Genomic DNA, 17,274 nt, shown 5'->3' on the forward strand with positions numbered 1-17,274 from the left:
GTAGTCTTCCTCGCCCTCCAAACAGGTCCGTTCATTCTCTCACTAGCAGCGGCGTTGCAGAAGTTGAATCCGGCGCACGTAGGATCGAGACAACCCCCAATCGCTGGCTGAAAGAAGGAACATCCGTGCAGAACACAACAGAAAACGAGTCCGGCCGCAGCGTCCTGGTGACCGGAGGAAACCGCGGAATCGGGCTGGCTATTGCCAAGGCGTTCCTGGCCGCAGGTGACCGCGTGGCCATCACGTACCGCAGCGGCGAGGTCCCCGACGGGATGCTGGGCGTCAAGGCGGATGTGACGGATATGGCATCGGTCGATGCCGCATTTACCGAGGTGGAGGCCGCGCACGGACCGGTTGAAGTCCTCGTGGCCAATGCCGGGATTACCCGGGACACGCTGCTGCTGCGGATGAGTGAAGACGATTTCGCCGACGTCATCGACACCAACCTCACCGGCGCCTTCCGGGTGGTCAAGCGCGCCTCCAAGGGCATGCTCCGGATGAAGAAGGGCCGGGTAGTGCTGATCTCCTCGGTGGTCGGGCTGTACGGTTCACCCGGGCAGATCAACTACGCCGCCTCCAAGTCCGGGCTGATCGGTATCGCCCGTTCCCTCACCCGCGAACTGGGTTCCCGCAACATCACGGCCAACGTCGTGGCCCCGGGCTTCATCAACACCGACATGACCCGCGCCCTGCCCGAGGACACGCAGAAGAACTACCTGTCCTCCATCCCCGCCGGCCGGTTCGCCGAGCCGGAGGAAGTTGCCAACGTAGTGCGCTGGATTGCGGGTGACGAGGCAGGCTACATTTCCGGTGCAGTCATCCCGGTCGACGGCGGCCTGGGCATGGGGCACTAGCCCGGCCCAACGCGGCGCTCCGGAATCGTTGGAGGTTTCCTCAACTGCCAGCCGGCCCGCCGGCTGGCAGGATGGGTTCAAAGAGCTGAACGCTTAGATACTTTCTACAAAAAGGAGTTCACATGGGTCTGCTGGAGGGCAAAGCCGCGATAGTCACCGGATCATCGCGCGGAATCGGAGCCGAAGTGGCCCGGTTCCTGGCAGCCGAGGGTGCCGGCGTCGTCGTCAACTACCGCCAAAAGGCACCGCGTGCCAACAAGGTGGTCGCTGCCATTGAGGAAGCCGGCGGACGCGCAGTCGCCGTTGGCGCAGACCTCACCGCAGCCGAGGGGACAGCTGCGCTGGTGGCGGCCGCGCAGGAAAGCTTCGGCGGCCTCGACATCCTGGTGCTTAATGCCTCCGGCGGTATGGAAACCGGCGTGGAGGAGAACTACGCGCTGAAGCTGAACCGCGACGCGCAGGTCAACATGCTCACGGCCGCACTCGAAGTGATGCCCGCAGGTTCGCGGGTGGTCTTCGTCACCAGCCACCAGGCGCATTTCATTCGCTCCGTACCGACCATGCCGGAATACGAGGCCGTTGCCCTGAGCAAGCGTGCCGGCGAGGACGCGCTGCGGGCCATGCTGCCGCAGCTGGACGAGAAGGGCATCAGCCTGGTGGTGGTCTCCGGCGACATGATCGAAGGCACCGTGACGGCAACCCTGCTGGACCGGGCCAACCCGGGCGCCATCGAAGCCCGCCGCGAGGAAGCCGGTCGGCTTTACTCCGTGCAGGAGTTCGGCGCCGAAGTAGCCCGCATGGCCACTGCCGATGTTCCGTCCGGACACACCGAATACGTGGGCGGCGCGGATTACCTTTCCGCAGGGGCGGCAGCCGACCGGGCGGGCGATCCCGCCTAGAGCTTCACGAAGTGCTGAACCACGTCCAGTTGGGGCAGGTTCAGCACGGCATCCGCGGCGGCCTGCACTGCCGGTTTGGCGTTAAACGCCACTCCCAGTGCGGCCGCCGCGAGCATGTCCAGGTCATTGGCGCCGTCGCCCACCGCAATGGTGTGCCCGGGTGCCACACCCAGCTCACGAGCCCACTCAGCCAGGGAACGGGCCTTGACCGCACGGTCCACGACTTCCCCCGACACAGCGCCGGTCAGCACCCCGTCCTCGATTTCCAGCAGGTTCGCCCTGCGGAAGCTGAGCCGCAGCCGGTCGGCCAGCGGATCAAGCACCTGGGTGAAACCGCCGGACACCACGGCAACCCCGTGCCCGGCCGCAAGGAACTCCTTCACCAGCAGTTCCGCGCCGTCGGAAAGCTCAATCCGGGCACCCACTTCGTCGATTACGGACGCCGGCAGTCCGGCGAGCGTTTTCACCCGGGCGTGCAGGCTAGCGGCAAAATCCAGTTCCCCGCGCATGGCGGCCTCGGTCACCGCTGCCACCTCCGCTTCCCGCCCTGCGTGCGCCGCCAGCAGTTCAATGACTTCCTGTTTGATCAGGGTCGAGTCCACGTCAAGCACCAGCAGCTTCCGGGCATCCTCGAGGAGCGACGGCGGCACCACGGCGCTGTGCTCACCGCCTGGCCTCGCCGGCACCGCTGCCGCGGCTGCTTCGACGGCGCGCCGCAGCCGGGGGAGTCCGCCGTCGTAGCCAACGTAAAGCTTGGACACGGTGAAACCGTTCCCCGCAGCGTTCTCCAGTTCCAGGATCCGCGCGCCCAAGCCGGAGACGGCAGCCTGGACCGCCCCCAGATAGGCGTCGGACAGGTCCCGCCCGTAGCTGACGACACTGTATTCGGGGGAGTTCGGCATGGTTTCCGTTCTGCTCGGTCCAACGGGTGGGTACGTGTTTGCTACGGGGATCCCCGGCCGCGTCTGCGTGGCCGCCGGGGCGCATCGTTTCGCCAATGCCCCTTTCTTTAGCCTAATGTCTAGTGCTATGAGTGATGTTCTTGAATTTGCCGGCGTAAGCGTTGTCCGCGGCGGCAAAATCCTGTTGGACGGCGTCAACTGGCAGGTCAAGGAGGGGGAGCGTTGGGTCATCATGGGCCCCAACGGTGCCGGAAAGACCACGCTGCTGCAGATTGCCAGCGGCCGGATGCACCCCACCCGCGGCGTAGCGGGAATCCTCGAGGAAGTCCTCGGCGCGGTGGACGTCTTTGAACTCCGCCCGCGCATCGGCCTGGCCTCCGCGGCCTTGGCCGGGCAGATCCCCGAAGATGAAACAGTCCTCAACGTGGTGCTCACGGCGTCCTACGGGATGACCGGGCGCTGGCGTGAAAAGTACGAAAAGCTCGACGAACGGCGCGCCTTCCGCCTCCTGCACGAGTGGGGCATGTCCACCTTCATGAACCGCCGCTTCTCCTCCCTCAGCGAAGGGGAGCGCAAGCGCGTTCAGATCGCCCGCGCCCTGATGACGGATCCGGAACTGCTGCTGCTGGACGAGCCGGCCGCCGGCCTGGACCTGGCCGGCCGTGAGGACCTGCTGTTCCGGCTCGGAGAACTGGCCCGGGACGAGGAAGCACCGGCCATGGTGCTGGTCACCCATCATCTGGAAGAGGTCCCGACCGGTTTCACCCACGCCCTGCTGCTCCGCGAAGGCGGCGTGGTGGCGTCCGGTCCCATCGAAGAAGTGTTCACCGAAGAACACCTGAGCACCGCCTTCGACCTGCCGCTGGATCTGCGCCGCGAGGGCGGCCGCTACTCGGCCACTGCCCGGCGCGGCTAGGAGCAGTTTCCGGGTGAACCTCCAGTATTTGTTGTCTGCCGACGATCCCCGCGTCTACGACTACACCTCCCTCACGGACACCTCCCTCCGCAAGCGGCGGGAACCCGAGGAAGGCATGTACATTGCCGAATCCTCCAAGGTCCTGCGCCGCGCGGTCGACGCCGGACACCGCCCGCGGTCCTTCTTCCTGGCCGAGAAATGGCTTCCGGACCTGGCGGACATCCTGGCCCGGTTCCCGGATGTGCCTGCCTACGTAGGTACGCCCGAGGTCCTGGAACAGATCACCGGGTTCCACCTGCACCGCGGCGCCCTGGCAGCGATGGAACGCCCGGCACCCCTGGACCTGCCCGGCCTGCTGGGTACGGCGCGCAGGATTGCGGTGCTGGAGGACATAGTCGACCACACCAACATCGGCGCGATCTTCCGATCCGCTGCCGCCCTGCAGGTGGACGCCGTGCTGGTGACTCCCCGTTGTGCCGATCCGTTGTACCGCCGGGCCATCCGCGTGAGCATGGGCGCCGTCTTCCAGGTTCCGTGGGTGCGGCTGACGGACTGGCCCGGCCAACTCGGACAGCTCCGCGAAGCCGGCTTTGTGACTGCCGCCCTGGCGCTGCGGGAGGATTCCCTGACCTTGGATGAACTGAGCGCCCGCCGCGACGAGCGCCTGGCCCTGGTCCTCGGCACGGAAGGCGACGGCCTGGCCGAGACGACCCTCGCCGGCGTCGACCTGGCCGTGCGCATCCCGATGAGCGGGGGCGTCGATTCGTTGAATGTGGCCGCCGCCAGCGCCGTCGCATTCTGGGAGTGCCGGCCCTAAGGCCGCCGGGCAGCCCGCTGCCCTTACCCTGCAGCCCCTCAGGTGCCAGACTGTGCGCAGTCACCCACCCTTCGAGGACACCAGCGGAGCTGCCATGGAATCCCGTGCAAGCACCCGGCCAGGCAAGGTCCTGGCGCTGTGCGCTGGATTGCTGCTGACCGTTTCAGCCTGCGGCCCCACAGCCGGGCAACTGCAGGAACGGGACGCCTCGGCTTCGGCGTCGCCGTCGGGCACCGGACGTGTTGCTGCCGAGCCGTCCCGCACCGCCTATCCCGCCCGGCCGCCGGCACCCGTCCCGGCAACCACCGCTCCGCCGACGCGGGTGGGTGTCACCGGCAGCCAGGCAGGCATGCCGCAGCCGGTCCAGGATGCCTGCCAGTGGCTCCTTCGCCGGGATCCGGAGCCGGCGTCCGGCGCCGAAGCCGGGACCTGCGTCTCCGCCGCCATGGCCGCGGGCGGAGGCGGCGTCCAGACCCTTCGGACGGACACCAGCTGGCTCCCGGCCGGCACGTACAGCGTCCGGTTCGCCACCGGGCCTGACTTTGCCATGACCCTGCAGGACACGGATGCGGACCTCTCCATCACCATCCGCGAGGGGCAGCGGGTGCTGCACAAGGAGAACCAGGACATCTCCGCGGACCGGGACGGCACGGCTGAAGAGGCCTCTGCGGCGATCCTTGCCGACGCCGCCGAGTTGACCGTTCGGCCGGAGAAAGTGGCCGCACTGCTCGCACCGGCGGAAGAGGTCGCCGTCCGGTACGGGGTAGTGCTCGACGGGGAGCCCTGCACACAGATCAGCGGCAGCTTCGACACTGGGGATTCCGACACCGGGGATTTCGACACCGGGGATGCGCAGCAGCGAGGAAACGAAACCGGACCTCCGGCCAGCTCATCCGCGGTGCTTCCGGCCGGGTCCTTTTCACTCTGCCTTGATGATTTTTACCGGCCCGTAAAGATTGAAATCACCGGCCTGAACCAGGGCATCACCTCGCAGATCACCGCTGTCAACGCCCAGTGGGGCACCCGCCCGCTCTCCTGAACCGAGGGTCGAAGGGTTTCCTGCCGGTCCCCGAAATGCGCTAGTATGGGTTGCTGGCCGAATGTACGGCCGATAAAGCTTTCAACCACACTGTGCCTGGCAAAATCCAGGCACCAAAAGAAGGTAAAACTGTGAAGTCTGATATCCACCCCAAGTATGCTCCGGTTGTCTTCCGTGACCTCGCGTCCGACACCGCTTTCCTGACGGCCTCCACCGCCACCTCCTCCAAGACGATCGAGTGGGAAGACGGAAACACCTACCCGCTCATCGAGGTGGAAATCTCCTCTGCATCGCACCCGTTCTACACGGGCAAGCAGCGCATCATGGACTCCGCCGGCCGCGTGGAGCGCTTCAACGCCCGCTTCAAGGGCTTCGGCGCGAAGAAGTAGCCAGTAACGGAAATACAGCAGTACTTAGAGAAAGGTCCGCCGGCATCAGCCCGGCGGGCCTTTCCCTGTAACAGGGGGCCGTGCGGTCCCGGCAGAGCGGTTCGGAGCTAAGGAGTCTTGATGGCAAGCACGGATAACAACGGACGCCGGCACGGGGAATACAAAGTTCCCGGCGGCAAACTTGTTGTAGTGGACCTGGAAGTCCGTGACGGCAGGCTGGCCGACGTCTCCCTTGGCGGCGACTTCTTCCTGGAACCTGATGAAGCACTCGGGGATATCAATGCCGCCCTCGAGGGGCTGCCTGCCGAGACGACGTTCGGTGATATTGCCGCGGCCGTCCGCTCCCGCTTGTCCCCGGATGCGGTTTTCTTCGGCTTCTCGCCCGAAGCCGTGGCCACCACCGTGCGCCGCGCCCTGGGCAAGGCCACCGGCTGGGGCGACCACCAGTGGGAGATCATCCCGCCCACCCCGCTGTCCACACACATGCATGTAGCCATGGACGAGGTCCTGGCGGAGGAAGTGGGCGCCGGCAAGCGCAATCCCACGCTCCGGTTCTGGGAATGGGAGTCGCCTTCAGTGGTGATCGGCAGCTTCCAGTCCCTGAAGAACGAGGTGGATCCGGAGGGAGCGGAACGGCACGGCGTCACCGTAGTCCGGCGCATCACCGGCGGCGGTGCCATGTTCATGGAGCACGGCAACGCCATCACCTACTCCCTCTACGTTCCCCAGTCCTTGGTGGACGGACTGAGCTTCGCGGATTCCTACCCCTTCCTGGACGGCTGGGTGATGGAATCCCTGAAGAAGCTCGGAATCTCCGCCTGGTACGTTCCGCTGAACGACATTGCCACGGACCAGGGCAAGATCGGCGGTGCCGCGCAGAAGCGATTCAGCAGCGGCGGCATGCTGCACCACGTCACCATGTCCTACAACATCGACGCGGACAAGATGGTGGAGGTGCTGCGCATCGGCAAGGAAAAGCTCTCCGACAAGGGCACCACGAGCGCCAAGAAGCGGGTGGACCCGCTGAAGCGGCAGACCGGGCTTTCCCGTGAAGACATCATTGACACCATGATGGACACCTTCGCCACGCGTTACGGCGCCGTGGAGGCGTCGATCTCCGACGAGGAGCTTGCCCTCGCGGAGCAGAAGGTCGCCGAAAAGTTCGACACCCCGGAGTGGCTGAGCCGCGTCCCCTAACCCGCGGGCCTGCGGACCGTCGAACTACCCCGGCGGCGGTCCGTAGGCCTAGACTGCGGACATGGAGAAAAAGTCGCTGACCGCCCTCGCCCGCCAACACATGGAATCCTCACGGCAGGCGGCCAGCGGACGCAGCGCCTCCACCGTCTACGGCGGGCACGAGCACGTGCTGCGGCAAACCGTGATCGCCCTCCGGGCCGGGTTTGTTATGGACGAGCATGAGAATCCGGGCGAGGCTACGGTCTATGTCCTCAAGGGCCGGGTTGCCCTGGCTTCGGAGGGAAACACCTGGGACGGCTCCGCGGGAGACCTGCTGATTGTTCCGCAGGCACGGCACTCCGTCGAGGCCCTGGAGGACTCGGCCATCCTCCTCACCGTCGCCAAGCCGCAGCTGGCCTGATCCCAGGCCTGCTGCGGCGGCACCTGCCTCCCCGGACCTACAGTCCGGCCGCCTGGACGCGCAGGGACCGAAGCAGCTGGTCCTGCTGCTCGATGATAATCCGCCGCAGCGCACCCGGCGCGTCGGGATGGAGCTCCAGCCATTCGACCGATTTCTGCACTACCGGATGGTCGGCCGGCGCTATGCCGGCTGCTGCGTCCTGGTGCCCCGGGTAGAGCCCGCCGACCACGCGTGAGGCCAGCTCGATGCTGCGCGCGGACCAGACCCCGGTAAGTGAGGCGAAATAGTCCTCTACGTATCCGTCCAGCAGCTCGTGGCTGCCCAGGCCGAACCCGGTGATCGTGGCGGACAGCAGTTCGTTGGAGAGGCTGTCGGACTTCACTGCTGCCTGCCATGCCGCTGCCTTTACCTCCGGATCCGGGAAGGCAGCCGCAGCGGTGGTGTGGCCCACCCGGCCCGACGCCGTGGTGTCCCGTTCCAGTTCCGCGTCCAGTTCCGCGCGGGTCGCGGAATCAGTGGCCGCAAGGGCCACCCACAGGCGCCAGCGAAGATCGGAATCCACTGCCAGGCCTTCGATGCCGGCGCTGCCGTCCAGCAGTCCGCGCAGCAGCTGGTTGTAGGTGCTGCTGCGCCGCCCGGCACCGGCGGCGGCCCGGGCCCAGATGATCTGCCGGTCGCTGCCAGGTGCGGCCGTCTTCAACTGCTCGGCAATATGCGCGTAGAACTCCTCGCGCAATCCGTCCCGCCGCGACGTCGGTGCGTAGTACTCGATGGCGCTGAGGGCGTTGTCCAGCAGTACCTGCAGGACGCCTGCACCGCTTTCCTGCGGCGCCACCCGCTGGACCAGCCGGACGTAGTCCTTGGCACTGAGGACACCGTCACGGACGCTGTTCCACAGAGCTGACAGGGTGATGGCCCGGGCCAGGGGATCGCTGAGCCGGTGCAGGGACTCCAGCAGGGTGCCCAGCGACGCGTCGTCAAAGCGGATCTTGGCGTAGGTAAGGTCCTCGTCGTTGAGCAGCAGGAGGGCCGGACGCTGCCTGCCGAGCAGTTCAGGTACCTCCGTCCGTGCACCGGCGACGTCCAGTTCCACGCTGTCGATGCGGACCAGGGCGCCGGCGTCGTCGAAATCGTACAGGCCGACGCGGAGCCGGTGCGGCCGGGGGACCTGTTCTCCGCTGACCGGATCCGGAGCATTCTGCCGGATGACCACGGAAGTGTAGGCACCGGCGTCGTCGGTTTCGGTCTCCGGAACCAGGACCGGAACGCCAGCGGTCTGGAGCCACCGGCTGGACCACAGCGCCATGTCCCTGCCGGACGCAGCTTCCAGTGCGCCGAGGAGATCCGCGAGCGTGGTGTTGCCGAAGGCATGGGCCCGGAAGTATCCCCGGGCGGCTTCGATAAAGGTATCGAACCCGACGTAGGCCACCAGCTGCTTGAGCACCGAGGCACCCTTGGCATACGTGATGCCGTCGAAGTTCTGCTTCGCCGCCTCCAGGTCGGGAATGTCCGCCACGATGGGGTGCGTGGTGGGCAGCTGGTCCTGGACATAGGCCCAGGCCTTGCGCCGGTTCGCGAAGCTGACCCACGAGTTGGTGAAATCGGTGGCACGGTCCACGGCCAGGGCGCCCATGTAGTCCGCGAAGGACTCCTTGAGCCACAGGTCGTCCCACCATTTCATGGTCACCAGGTCGCCGAACCACATATGCGCCATCTCGTGCAGGATGGTGTTCGCCCGTGCCTCGTACTGCGCCTCCGTGGCCCGGGACCGGAACACGTATGCCTCCGTGAAGGTCACCAGGCCGGGATTCTCCATGGCGCCGAGGTTGTACTCGGGGACGAAGGCCGAATCGTACTTCCCGAAGGGATACGGGAAGGCAAAGAGGTGGTGGAAGTAGTCCAGTCCCCGCTTCGTGACCGCGAAGATGTTTTCCGCGTCAAAATACCCGGCCAGGGAGGAACGGCAGTACGCAGCCAGCGGAACGTGCAGGTCGGTGCCGTCGTCGAGCCGGATGGACCACTCGTCCTGGGCTCGGTGGTACGGCCCGGCGAGGACCGTGGTGATGTAGGTGGAGATGCGCTGGGTGGGGGCGAACTTCCACCGGCTCAAGCTGCCGTCACCCAGCGGCGTCCGCTGCGTTTCGACGCCGTTGGAGGCCACTTCCCAGCCGGTCGGCGCCGTTACGGTGAAACTGAAGGATGCCTTCAGGTCCGGCTGCTCAAAGTCGGCAAACACGCGCCGCGCGTCGGCGGGCTCGTACTGCGTGTAGAGGTAGGTCTGCCCGTCCGCCGGGTCGCGGAAGCGGTGCAGGCCCTCGCCGCTGCGGCTGTAGAGGGCCGTGCCGTCCACGGTGACGGTGTTTTGCTCCTGCAGGCCGGGCAGGTGGATCCGGGAATCCTCCACAACATCCGCGAGGTCCAGCTCGACGCCGTTCAGGACCACCGAGGACACCCCGCCGTGGATGAAGTCCAGGAACGTCCCGGCACCGGGCTCTGAACAGTCGAAGGTTATGGTGCTTCGCGACCGGAATCCTGCGGCATCCTGGTCCAGGGCATTGCCCAGGTCCAGATGGACGTCGTAGGAGGTCACGGACAGCAGGCGGGACCGCAGAGCGGCTTCGTCACGGCTCAGGTTCTGGTTAGGCACCTGTTCATTCAATCACTTCTGCCGGCCCCGGCGTTGCCGCATGACGTGGCCGGCTCCGCAGGCGGCTCCCAACCGCTGCTGCCTGCAATCGTTCCATCACTGCCGTGAAGGACAACGAGGCCAGCACTATGAAATACGGCGCGTAGAGATAGAGGAACCGTGCACGGGCCTCGAAGAGCAAAAGGAACAGGAGCAATCCGAGCAGTGCAATCCGCATTGCCGAAAGCTCCGGGCGCAGGAGGCGGGGCGTCCGCAGGAACAACGGCACGGCCACGAGGGCAAGGACCGCGAACCAGGCTCCCTGCCAGAGGGAGAGCATCCATTGAAAGTTCGGACGGGTATTGCCGAACAGGTCCTGGATGCTTTGGTCTGCGGGGCGGGACGAAAGGAAATCCTCCCCGGTCAGCACTCCTTCGCCCCAGGAGAAGAAGGACCCGTCACCGGTGATCCACGCCAGCTTGTGGTGAAGGAAGACCACGTAGCCGCCCGGTCCCATGGCGGACACCCGGTTCTGGTAGGCCTGCAGGCCGTGCCGGAATTTCTCCTTTTCGCCGGTGATGGAAACCGTGCTCTGGTAATCACCCTCGTTGTATGTGCCGTAGTAGGGACCGTGGGGTCCCTGCGTGGTGCCTGCACCGACCTTCAGGAAATGCCCCGGGTTCATCGTGTGGGGATTGTCTTTGATATCGAACGCAATGACCGGGGTCTGTTGTTCAAACGCCGCAATCAGCCGGTTGCCGGCGAAGAAGCTCCCGCCAACAACCACAATTGCCAGAATCAGGACTGCGGAGTTCCTCCGGGAAGCGAGCAGGCATACCGCCGTGACGCCGGCAGCCACGAGGCAGATCAGCACGGTGGGTTTGATTCCGTAGCCCACTGCGGCCACCGCGCCCGCAAGGATCCACAGCGGCACGCGGACGGTAAGCCGGGCCCAACGGCGGGACGCAAGCAGCAGGCAGAGGATCAGGACGGTGAACAGCACGCCCGCGGTGTCCGAGTAAAGCACTCCCGCCCACGGGGAGAGAACCAGGAAGACAGTTGCCGGCAGCAGCGAAACGGCGGCGGCCGTCCGGCCGCCCAGCATGCGTACCGCGCAGTAGGTCAGCACCGTCCCGGCGAAGAGCACCAACCCGTTGAGGAACGCCGTGATCATTCCCAGGTCCTGATAGCCGAGCGAGAGCGCGAGCTCGTAGTACGCCGCTACCAGCAGCACCAAAAGCAGGTTGTTCGGGTTGGTCTCGAAATAGGGAGTTACGGAGTCAGCCGTTTTGCCTGCCAGTCCGGCGGCCGCATCGGCGATCGCATGCACATCCCAGTCCGGGGGAAGCCGGACGGCGTAGGCCACCCGCATCTGCAGGGCCAGCAGCAGGGCCCAGACCGCTGCCCACGTCAGGTACGCCCAGACGCGGTGCCGCACAGCCAGCGGCGCCGCTTTCTTCAGCAGCCAATACAGGCCGGCCATCAGCACGGGCACGGACGCCGCGGCGAGAAGGGCCCACCCGGTGCGGTACCGCGAAATGCCGTAATGCGGGTCGACCACGTTGGTCAGCAGGGCCCACAGGATCAACGCACAGAGAACCAGGCCGGCGGCAGCCGGCAAGTTCGCAAGCCGCGAGCGGGTTCGCAAAGACGCGGCATGACGCCGTTGGACGCTGTCGACGGTGTGTTGTGCAACGCCTTCTCCGGACATGGCTCACGGGTCCTAGTTGGGTCGGCGGGGGAGTTGGGCCCGGTCCCACTATCCGGCCAGCAGCACCGCCGCGGCTAGGCCCAGCCCGGATATCAGGGCCCACGAGGTCAACGCTGCTGCCGCCGCACGGAAACCGGAGGCGAAGAGTGTCCTCACCCGGACACCGGCCCCCAGCGCAAACAATGCCGCGGCAAACAGCAGTTCCTGCAGGACGGCGGCGGTTTCCAGCGCCGCCTCAGGCAGCACTCCCCAGGTGCGGACCAGGATCAGCGCGAGGAACCCGAGAACAAACAAGGGGACCAGCGGAGGGCGCTTGCCCTGCACCGGAACCTGCGCCTCTGCACGCCGGGCCAGCAGTCCGGCGGCTGCGGTCATCGGTGCCAGCAGCACTACCCGCGCCAGTTTCACGACGACGGCCACCGCCAGGGCCGCGGTTCCTGCGGTCTGCGCCGTGGCGACTACCTGTCCGACGTCGTGCACGGACGCCCCGGCCCATGCGCCGAAAACTTCCGCCGGCAGGTCCAGCACCCTGCCGGCCAACGGCAGCGCCGCAATGGCGAGCGTGCCGCAAAGGGTGACCAGCGCGACCGGTACCACCGTTTCTTCGGTGCGGGTCCTGCGGACTGCGGCCATTGCCCCGATGGCAGAAACGCCGCAGATGGAGAACCCGGCTGCGATGAGCACCGGTTCATCACCCGGAAGGCGGAACAACCGGCAGATGACGTACGTCCCCGCGAACGCCGCCAGCACAAGCGCCACGATCAGCAGCAGTGCTGTCCAGCCCAGTCCGGCGATATCGACCAGCGAGACCTTCAGCCCCAGCAGCACGATTCCGAGGCGGAGGAATTTCCGCGCGGCCAGGGCCAGTCCGGGTTTCCAGGAACCGACGGCTTGGGCCGCGGTACCGGGTAGGTTCGCCGCCAGCAGGCCCAGCACAACTGCGGCTGTCAGGACAGGTACCGCGGGCAGGAGCTGATGCACCAGGAAGGACGCGGCGACGGCGGCCGCAGCGGTCAGCAGCCCGGGGACAGTGCGTTGCAGGCGGGCAGGCCGGGAGGACGGCACGGGGGAGGAGGCAGCGCGGGAATCTGGCACGTTTACACCCTGCCGCAGTCACGGCAGTTATCCAAAGCGCTCAGGCTTTCGGCCTTCCCGAGCCAGGCCTGCCCGCGGTTGGCATACTGCTCCCACGGCCTGCGTTGCTACCATTGGGGCACCATCCTCAAGGAACCGGGAAGCACCCATGAGTTCGCAAGGCAACAGTGGAAGCGTCCCAGGCGTTTCCATGCAGCATCAGATCCAGTCCCCGTGGTTGTTCCCCGCTGAAGAGGTGGCAGCGGCGCTGAACACAGACCCGGATGCCGGGCTAGACGCCGGCGAAGTCCGGGACCGGCTGGACCGTTACGGGCCGAACCAGCTCGCCGAGGGCAAAAAGGTACCGGTGTGGCGGAAGATCCTGGCCCTGCTCTCGGACCGGTTGACCATCGTCCTGATCATCGCCGCGGTTGTCAGTGCCGTGGTCTCGCGCGAGTGGGAAACCCCGGTGGTGATCCTGCTGGTCATCATCCTCAACACCACCCTGAACTACGTGCAGGAGCAACGGGCCGAGAACAGCCTGGAAGCCCTGCGCAATGCGTCGGTGGACAGTTGCCGGGTGCTGCGGTCCGGGAACGCGGCAACAGTGGAGCGCACGGAGCTGGTGCCCGGCGACGTTGTGCTCCTTGAAGCGGGGGACAGTGTGCCGGCGGACGGACGGCTGCTGGAAGCCGTGCGCCTGCAGGTGGCCGAGGCTGCGCTCACCGGCGAGTCCAAGCCCACCAATAAGATTGTCGCTCCGCTGTCGGATCCGCAGCTGCCGGTCGCGGACCGCACCAACCTGCTTTTTATGGACACCGATGTGACCCGTGGGCGCGGCGTGCTGCTGGTCACGGGGACCGGCATGGAAACCCAGATCGGCACCATCGCGCATTTGCTGGGCAGTACGGCGGAGGAAAAGACCACCCTGCAGCGCAGCATCGACCAGCTGGCACGTGTCCTGACCTACATCGCCTTCGCCGTCGTCACCCTCGTGTTCTTACTGGGGCTGCTGCGCGGGGACAGCTGGGAAGACCTGTTCCTGACCGCCGTCTCACTGGCCGTGGCCACCATTCCCGAGGGGCTGACCGCCGTTGTGGCCTTCACCCTCGCCATGGGTGCCTCCCGGCTTGCCGCACGCGGGGCGATCATCAAGCAGCTGGCAGCCGTGGAGACCCTCGGCAGCACTTCGCAGATCTGCACGGACAAGACCGGCACGCTTACCCTCAATGAAATGACGGTGCGGCGGTTGTACTCGCCCGCGGGCCGCCGGTTCCGGGTGACCGGGAACGGCTATTCCACGGATGGAAAGATCCTCAGCCCCGACGGGCAGTCCGCCCCCTTGCCACCGGAGGCGTTTATGGCCATGGCGCTGTGCAACGACGCCTCTGTCGAGGACGGCAGGCTGACCGGCGACCCGACCGAGGGCTCCCTCGTGGTCCTGGCGGAAAAGGGCGGGATCGACGTCGCCGGCGCCCGGGCCACCCACCGGCGCATCGCCGAGGTGCCGTTCGACTCCGACTACAAGTTCATGGCCACGTTCAACCGCTCGGACGACGCCGGGGCCGCCGTGCACTGCAACGTCAAGGGGGCGCCCGGCGTGGTCCTGGACCGGACGGCGTTCCTGCAGACCCCGGACGGCCTGGTTCCGCTGGACCCGGAGGAACGGGCGCGCATCTCCCGCGACGTGGAGTCCCTGGCCAACGCCGGCCTGCGGACCATGGCGGTAGCCGGGCGGGTACTGGATGCACCGCTGCCGTCCAGCCCGGATGCGCTGTTTGCCGAGGCTGCCAACCTGGTGCTGTACGCCGTCGTCGGAATCCTGGATCCGCCCCGGCAGGAGGCAGCCGAAGCCATTGCCCGCGCGCGGGCCGCCGGGATCGACGTGCACATGATCACCGGGGACCATCTGATCACGGCCTCGGCGATTGCCAGGGACCTCGGGATCGAGGGCAGGGCCGCAGCCGGCACGGCACTCGATGCCATGGATGATGCTGAACTGCGCAGGCAGGCTCCGCAGCTGGGGGTGCTGGCCCGGGTTTCCCCCGAACACAAGATCCGGATTGTGGAGGCACTTCAGGCGGACGGCTACATAGTGGCCATGACCGGCGACGGCGTGAATGACGCTCCGGCGCTGAAACGCGCCGACATCGGGATTGCCATGGGCATCACCGGCACCGATGTGTCCAAGGGCGCGGCCAAGATGATCCTCACCGATGACAACTTCGCCACCATTGTGGCGGCTGTCGAAGAAGGCCGAGGCATCTACGACAACATCCTGAAATTCGTCCGGTTCCAGCTGACCACCGCCTGGGGGTTCGTGCTGATCTTCCTCGCGGCCGCAACCTTCGGCTTCGCCGGCGGGGCGCCCTTCACCGCGCTGCAGATCCTGTGGGTGAACATCATCATGGACGGTCCGCCCGCCTTGGCCCTCGGCGTGGACCGGACCGATCCGGACGTGATGAAAAAGCCGCCCCGGCCGGCCACCGAGCCCCTGCTTACGGCCCGGCGGATCGCGGTGCTGACAATGCTCGGCATCGTGATGGCGGTGGGCACCTGTACCGTCCTGGTCAATGCGCCGCGGTGGTTCCCCGAAAGCGCCGGCAGTACCAACTTCGCCACCACCATGGCCTTTACCACCTTCGTGTTCTACCAAGTGTTCAACCTGTTGAACGTCCGCTCGGAAACCGGCAGCATCTTCACGCTGCGGACCTTCACCAACCGCGCCATCTGGGTTTCCCTCGTCGCAGTGGTGGTGCTGCAGATCCTGGTGGTGCAGCTGAGCATCTTCGCGGGAATCTTCGACACGGTGCCGCTGACCTCAGCGCAGTGGTTCCTCTGCTTCGCCGTCGGCGCGACCGTCCTGGTGGTCTCCGAGATCGGCAAGGCGGTGCAGCGGCTGTCCGCCCGCCGTCGTCGGCCGGGGCCTGCGGCTGTGCCGAAGTCCTACCAGGGGGAGGGCTTGTAGTCCTTGAGGAAGACGCCGTACTGGTCTTCGCCGTTTTCGCCCATCACGATCGGGTCGTAGACGCGGGCCGCGCCGTCGACCAGGTCCAGCGGCGCGTGGAAGCCTTCCTCAGCCAACCGCACCTTCGTGGGGTGGGGACGCTCGTCGGTGATCCAGCCGGTGTCCACGGCCGTCATGAGGATCCCGTCCGTTTCCAGCATTTCCTCGGCGCTGGTGCGCGTGAGCATATTCAGCGATGCCTTGGCCATGTTGGTGTGCGGATGTCCGGGCCCCTTGTAACGGCGGGAGAACTGTCCTTCCATGGCTGACACGTTCACGATGTACTTCCGCCGTGCCGAAGACGCGGCCATCGCGGGGCGGAGCCGGTTGACGAGCAGGAACGGTGCCGTGACGTTGCACAGCTGCACCTCGAGCATCTCCAGCGGGTCCACTTGGTCCACCACCTGCGTCCAGCTGTTAATCGGCGCCGTGTCCGGTACCAGCCCGCCGGCGTCGATCGCCGTTCCGGCCTCCATCCGCGCCAGCGACGAAGATCCGGCGGTGAGTGCCAGGGCAGTGACGGCGTCTGCTGCCAGCACCGGATGCGCGGCGACTGACCCGGCCAGCGCCGTGGGATGCGCGTCGTAGGTGTGCCCGAAGGTGACCAGCTCGGGCATGGGGCCGTCCGGCAACGGCGCCAGTTCGGCGTCGGTCAGCGGGCGGTAGGCGTTGGAGGACCGCCGGACGGTCTGGGCGGCATTGTTGATCAGGATGTCCAGGGGACCGGCCTCCGCCACGGACTCGGCAAGCGAGATGACCTGGGCCGGGTCGCGCAGGTCGATGCCGACGATGCGCAGCCGGTGCAGCCAGTCCGCCGAGTCTTCCATCGCGGCGAAACGGCGGGCAGCGTCCTTCGGGAAGCGGGTGGTGATGGTGGTGTGCGCACCGTCGCGCAGGAGCCGCAGGGCGATATACATGCCGATCTTGGCGCGGCCGCCGGTCAGCAGTGCCCGCCTGCCGGTCAGGTCGGTGCGGGCGTCCCGTTTGGTGTGGCTGAAGCCCGCGCATTCGGGGCAGAGCTGGTGGTAGAACGCATCCACCACGGTGTAGGGCTGCTTGCAGATGTAGCAGTTGCGCGGCTTGAGCAGCGTGCCGGCGGACGGTCCGTGCGCCGCGGTGGTGAGCTGCGCCCCGCGGGTCTCATCGTCAATCCGGTCAGCGGCGCCCGTGGCCGTGAGGGCGACGACGGCGCGGTCCGCCTCTGCAACGGCGGAGCGCTTTTCGTTCTTCCGGTGCTTCTTCACGGACTTGAACATCTTGGCGGTGGCCCGCCGGACCGCGACGTAGTCGGGGTTTTCTTCATCCAGGACATGGATGGAAGCCAGGACCTTCAGGGCTGTCTGGATTTCTTCCGGGCTTAGTTCAGGGGTGCTCATGGGGGCCTTTACGCTCATCGGCACCGGAGGATCCACAGTGCAGGCGCACCATGTGCGCCCTCCGAGG

General features: G+C 66.5%; 14 protein-coding genes. 9 read left to right on the plus strand and 5 right to left on the minus strand.

What is annotated here, in order from left to right; all coding sequences use genetic code 11:
- Positions 1–125 precede the first annotated feature (125 nt).
- Positions 126–854: a beta-ketoacyl-ACP reductase gene (locus N2K99_RS08550; protein ID WP_227921670.1), complete on the plus strand. Its 729-nt coding sequence runs from the start codon at positions 126–128 to the stop codon at positions 852–854.
- 122 nt (positions 855–976) lie between these two features.
- The gene (locus N2K99_RS08555; protein WP_227921668.1) at positions 977–1,753 is read left to right on the plus strand and encodes an SDR family oxidoreductase; all 777 of its coding nucleotides are present in this window, start codon (positions 977–979) and stop codon (positions 1,751–1,753) included.
- On the opposite strand, the gene serB is transcribed toward N2K99_RS08555, so the two are convergent.
- Positions 1,750–2,655 (minus strand): phosphoserine phosphatase SerB, encoded by a 906-nt coding sequence (gene serB, locus N2K99_RS08560; protein WP_227933504.1) that lies wholly within the window; start codon positions 2,653–2,655, stop codon positions 1,750–1,752. The two genes, N2K99_RS08555 and serB, sit on opposite strands and share 4 nt — an antisense overlap.
- Before the next feature lie 127 nt (positions 2,656–2,782).
- Here serB and N2K99_RS08565 point away from each other — a divergent pair, with 127 nt between their 5' ends.
- The 6 genes from N2K99_RS08565 to N2K99_RS08590 all read left to right on the plus strand — a co-directional run bounded on the left by N2K99_RS08565 (position 2,783) and on the right by N2K99_RS08590 (position 7,413).
- A complete protein-coding gene (locus tag N2K99_RS08565) occupies positions 2,783–3,571 on the plus strand; it encodes an ABC transporter ATP-binding protein (RefSeq protein WP_227933505.1) in 789 nt (262 codons plus the stop codon).
- A 13-nt stretch (positions 3,572–3,584) separates the two neighbouring features.
- Entirely contained in the window at positions 3,585–4,388 is an 804-nt protein-coding gene (locus tag N2K99_RS08570) for an RNA methyltransferase (RefSeq protein ID WP_227921660.1), read from the plus strand.
- A gap of 52 nt (positions 4,389–4,440) precedes the next feature.
- Positions 4,441–5,427: a hypothetical protein gene (locus N2K99_RS08575; RefSeq protein WP_227933506.1), complete on the plus strand. Its 987-nt coding sequence runs from the start codon at positions 4,441–4,443 to the stop codon at positions 5,425–5,427.
- 131 nt (positions 5,428–5,558) lie between these two features.
- Complete coding sequence (locus N2K99_RS08580) at positions 5,559–5,816, plus strand: type B 50S ribosomal protein L31 (RefSeq protein WP_146361982.1); 258 nt, start codon at positions 5,559–5,561, stop codon at positions 5,814–5,816.
- 120 nt (positions 5,817–5,936) lie between these two features.
- Positions 5,937–7,013, plus strand: a complete 1,077-nt coding sequence (locus N2K99_RS08585) for a biotin/lipoate A/B protein ligase family protein (RefSeq protein WP_227933507.1) — start codon at positions 5,937–5,939, stop codon at positions 7,011–7,013.
- Between the two features lie 61 nt (positions 7,014–7,074).
- Complete coding sequence (locus tag N2K99_RS08590) at positions 7,075–7,413, plus strand: cupin domain-containing protein (RefSeq protein WP_227921647.1); 339 nt, start codon at positions 7,075–7,077, stop codon at positions 7,411–7,413.
- Between the two features lie 37 nt (positions 7,414–7,450).
- On the opposite strand, the gene pepN is transcribed toward N2K99_RS08590, so the two are convergent.
- From pepN to N2K99_RS08605, 3 genes are all read right to left on the minus strand, one after another.
- Positions 7,451–10,060 carry an aminopeptidase N gene (pepN, locus tag N2K99_RS08595; RefSeq protein ID WP_227933508.1) on the minus strand — a complete coding sequence of 870 codons (2,610 nt, stop codon included), beginning with the start codon at positions 10,058–10,060 and terminating at the stop codon, positions 7,451–7,453.
- A 4-nt stretch (positions 10,061–10,064) separates the two neighbouring features.
- Positions 10,065–11,660 carry a hypothetical protein gene (locus N2K99_RS08600; RefSeq protein ID WP_227933509.1) on the minus strand — a complete coding sequence of 532 codons (1,596 nt, stop codon included), beginning with the start codon at positions 11,658–11,660 and terminating at the stop codon, positions 10,065–10,067.
- A 138-nt stretch (positions 11,661–11,798) separates the two neighbouring features.
- Positions 11,799–12,845 (minus strand): YeiH family protein, encoded by a 1,047-nt coding sequence (locus N2K99_RS08605; protein ID WP_374200043.1) that lies wholly within the window; start codon positions 12,843–12,845, stop codon positions 11,799–11,801.
- A gap of 190 nt (positions 12,846–13,035) precedes the next feature.
- On the opposite strand from N2K99_RS08605, the gene N2K99_RS08610 reads away from it, so the two are divergent.
- Positions 13,036–15,792, plus strand: a complete 2,757-nt coding sequence (locus tag N2K99_RS08610; RefSeq protein WP_227933510.1) for a cation-translocating P-type ATPase — start codon at positions 13,036–13,038, stop codon at positions 15,790–15,792.
- Here N2K99_RS08610 and N2K99_RS08615 read toward each other — a convergent pair.
- Positions 15,771–17,207, minus strand: coding sequence for an SDR family oxidoreductase (locus N2K99_RS08615; protein WP_227933511.1), 1,437 nt, complete (start codon positions 17,205–17,207; stop codon positions 15,771–15,773). The two genes, N2K99_RS08610 and N2K99_RS08615, sit on opposite strands and share 22 nt — an antisense overlap.
- Positions 17,208–17,274 lie beyond the last annotated feature (67 nt).

The organism is Arthrobacter sp. zg-Y1110 (assembly GCF_025244865.1).
GTDB lineage: Bacteria > Actinomycetota > Actinomycetes > Actinomycetales > Micrococcaceae > Arthrobacter_B.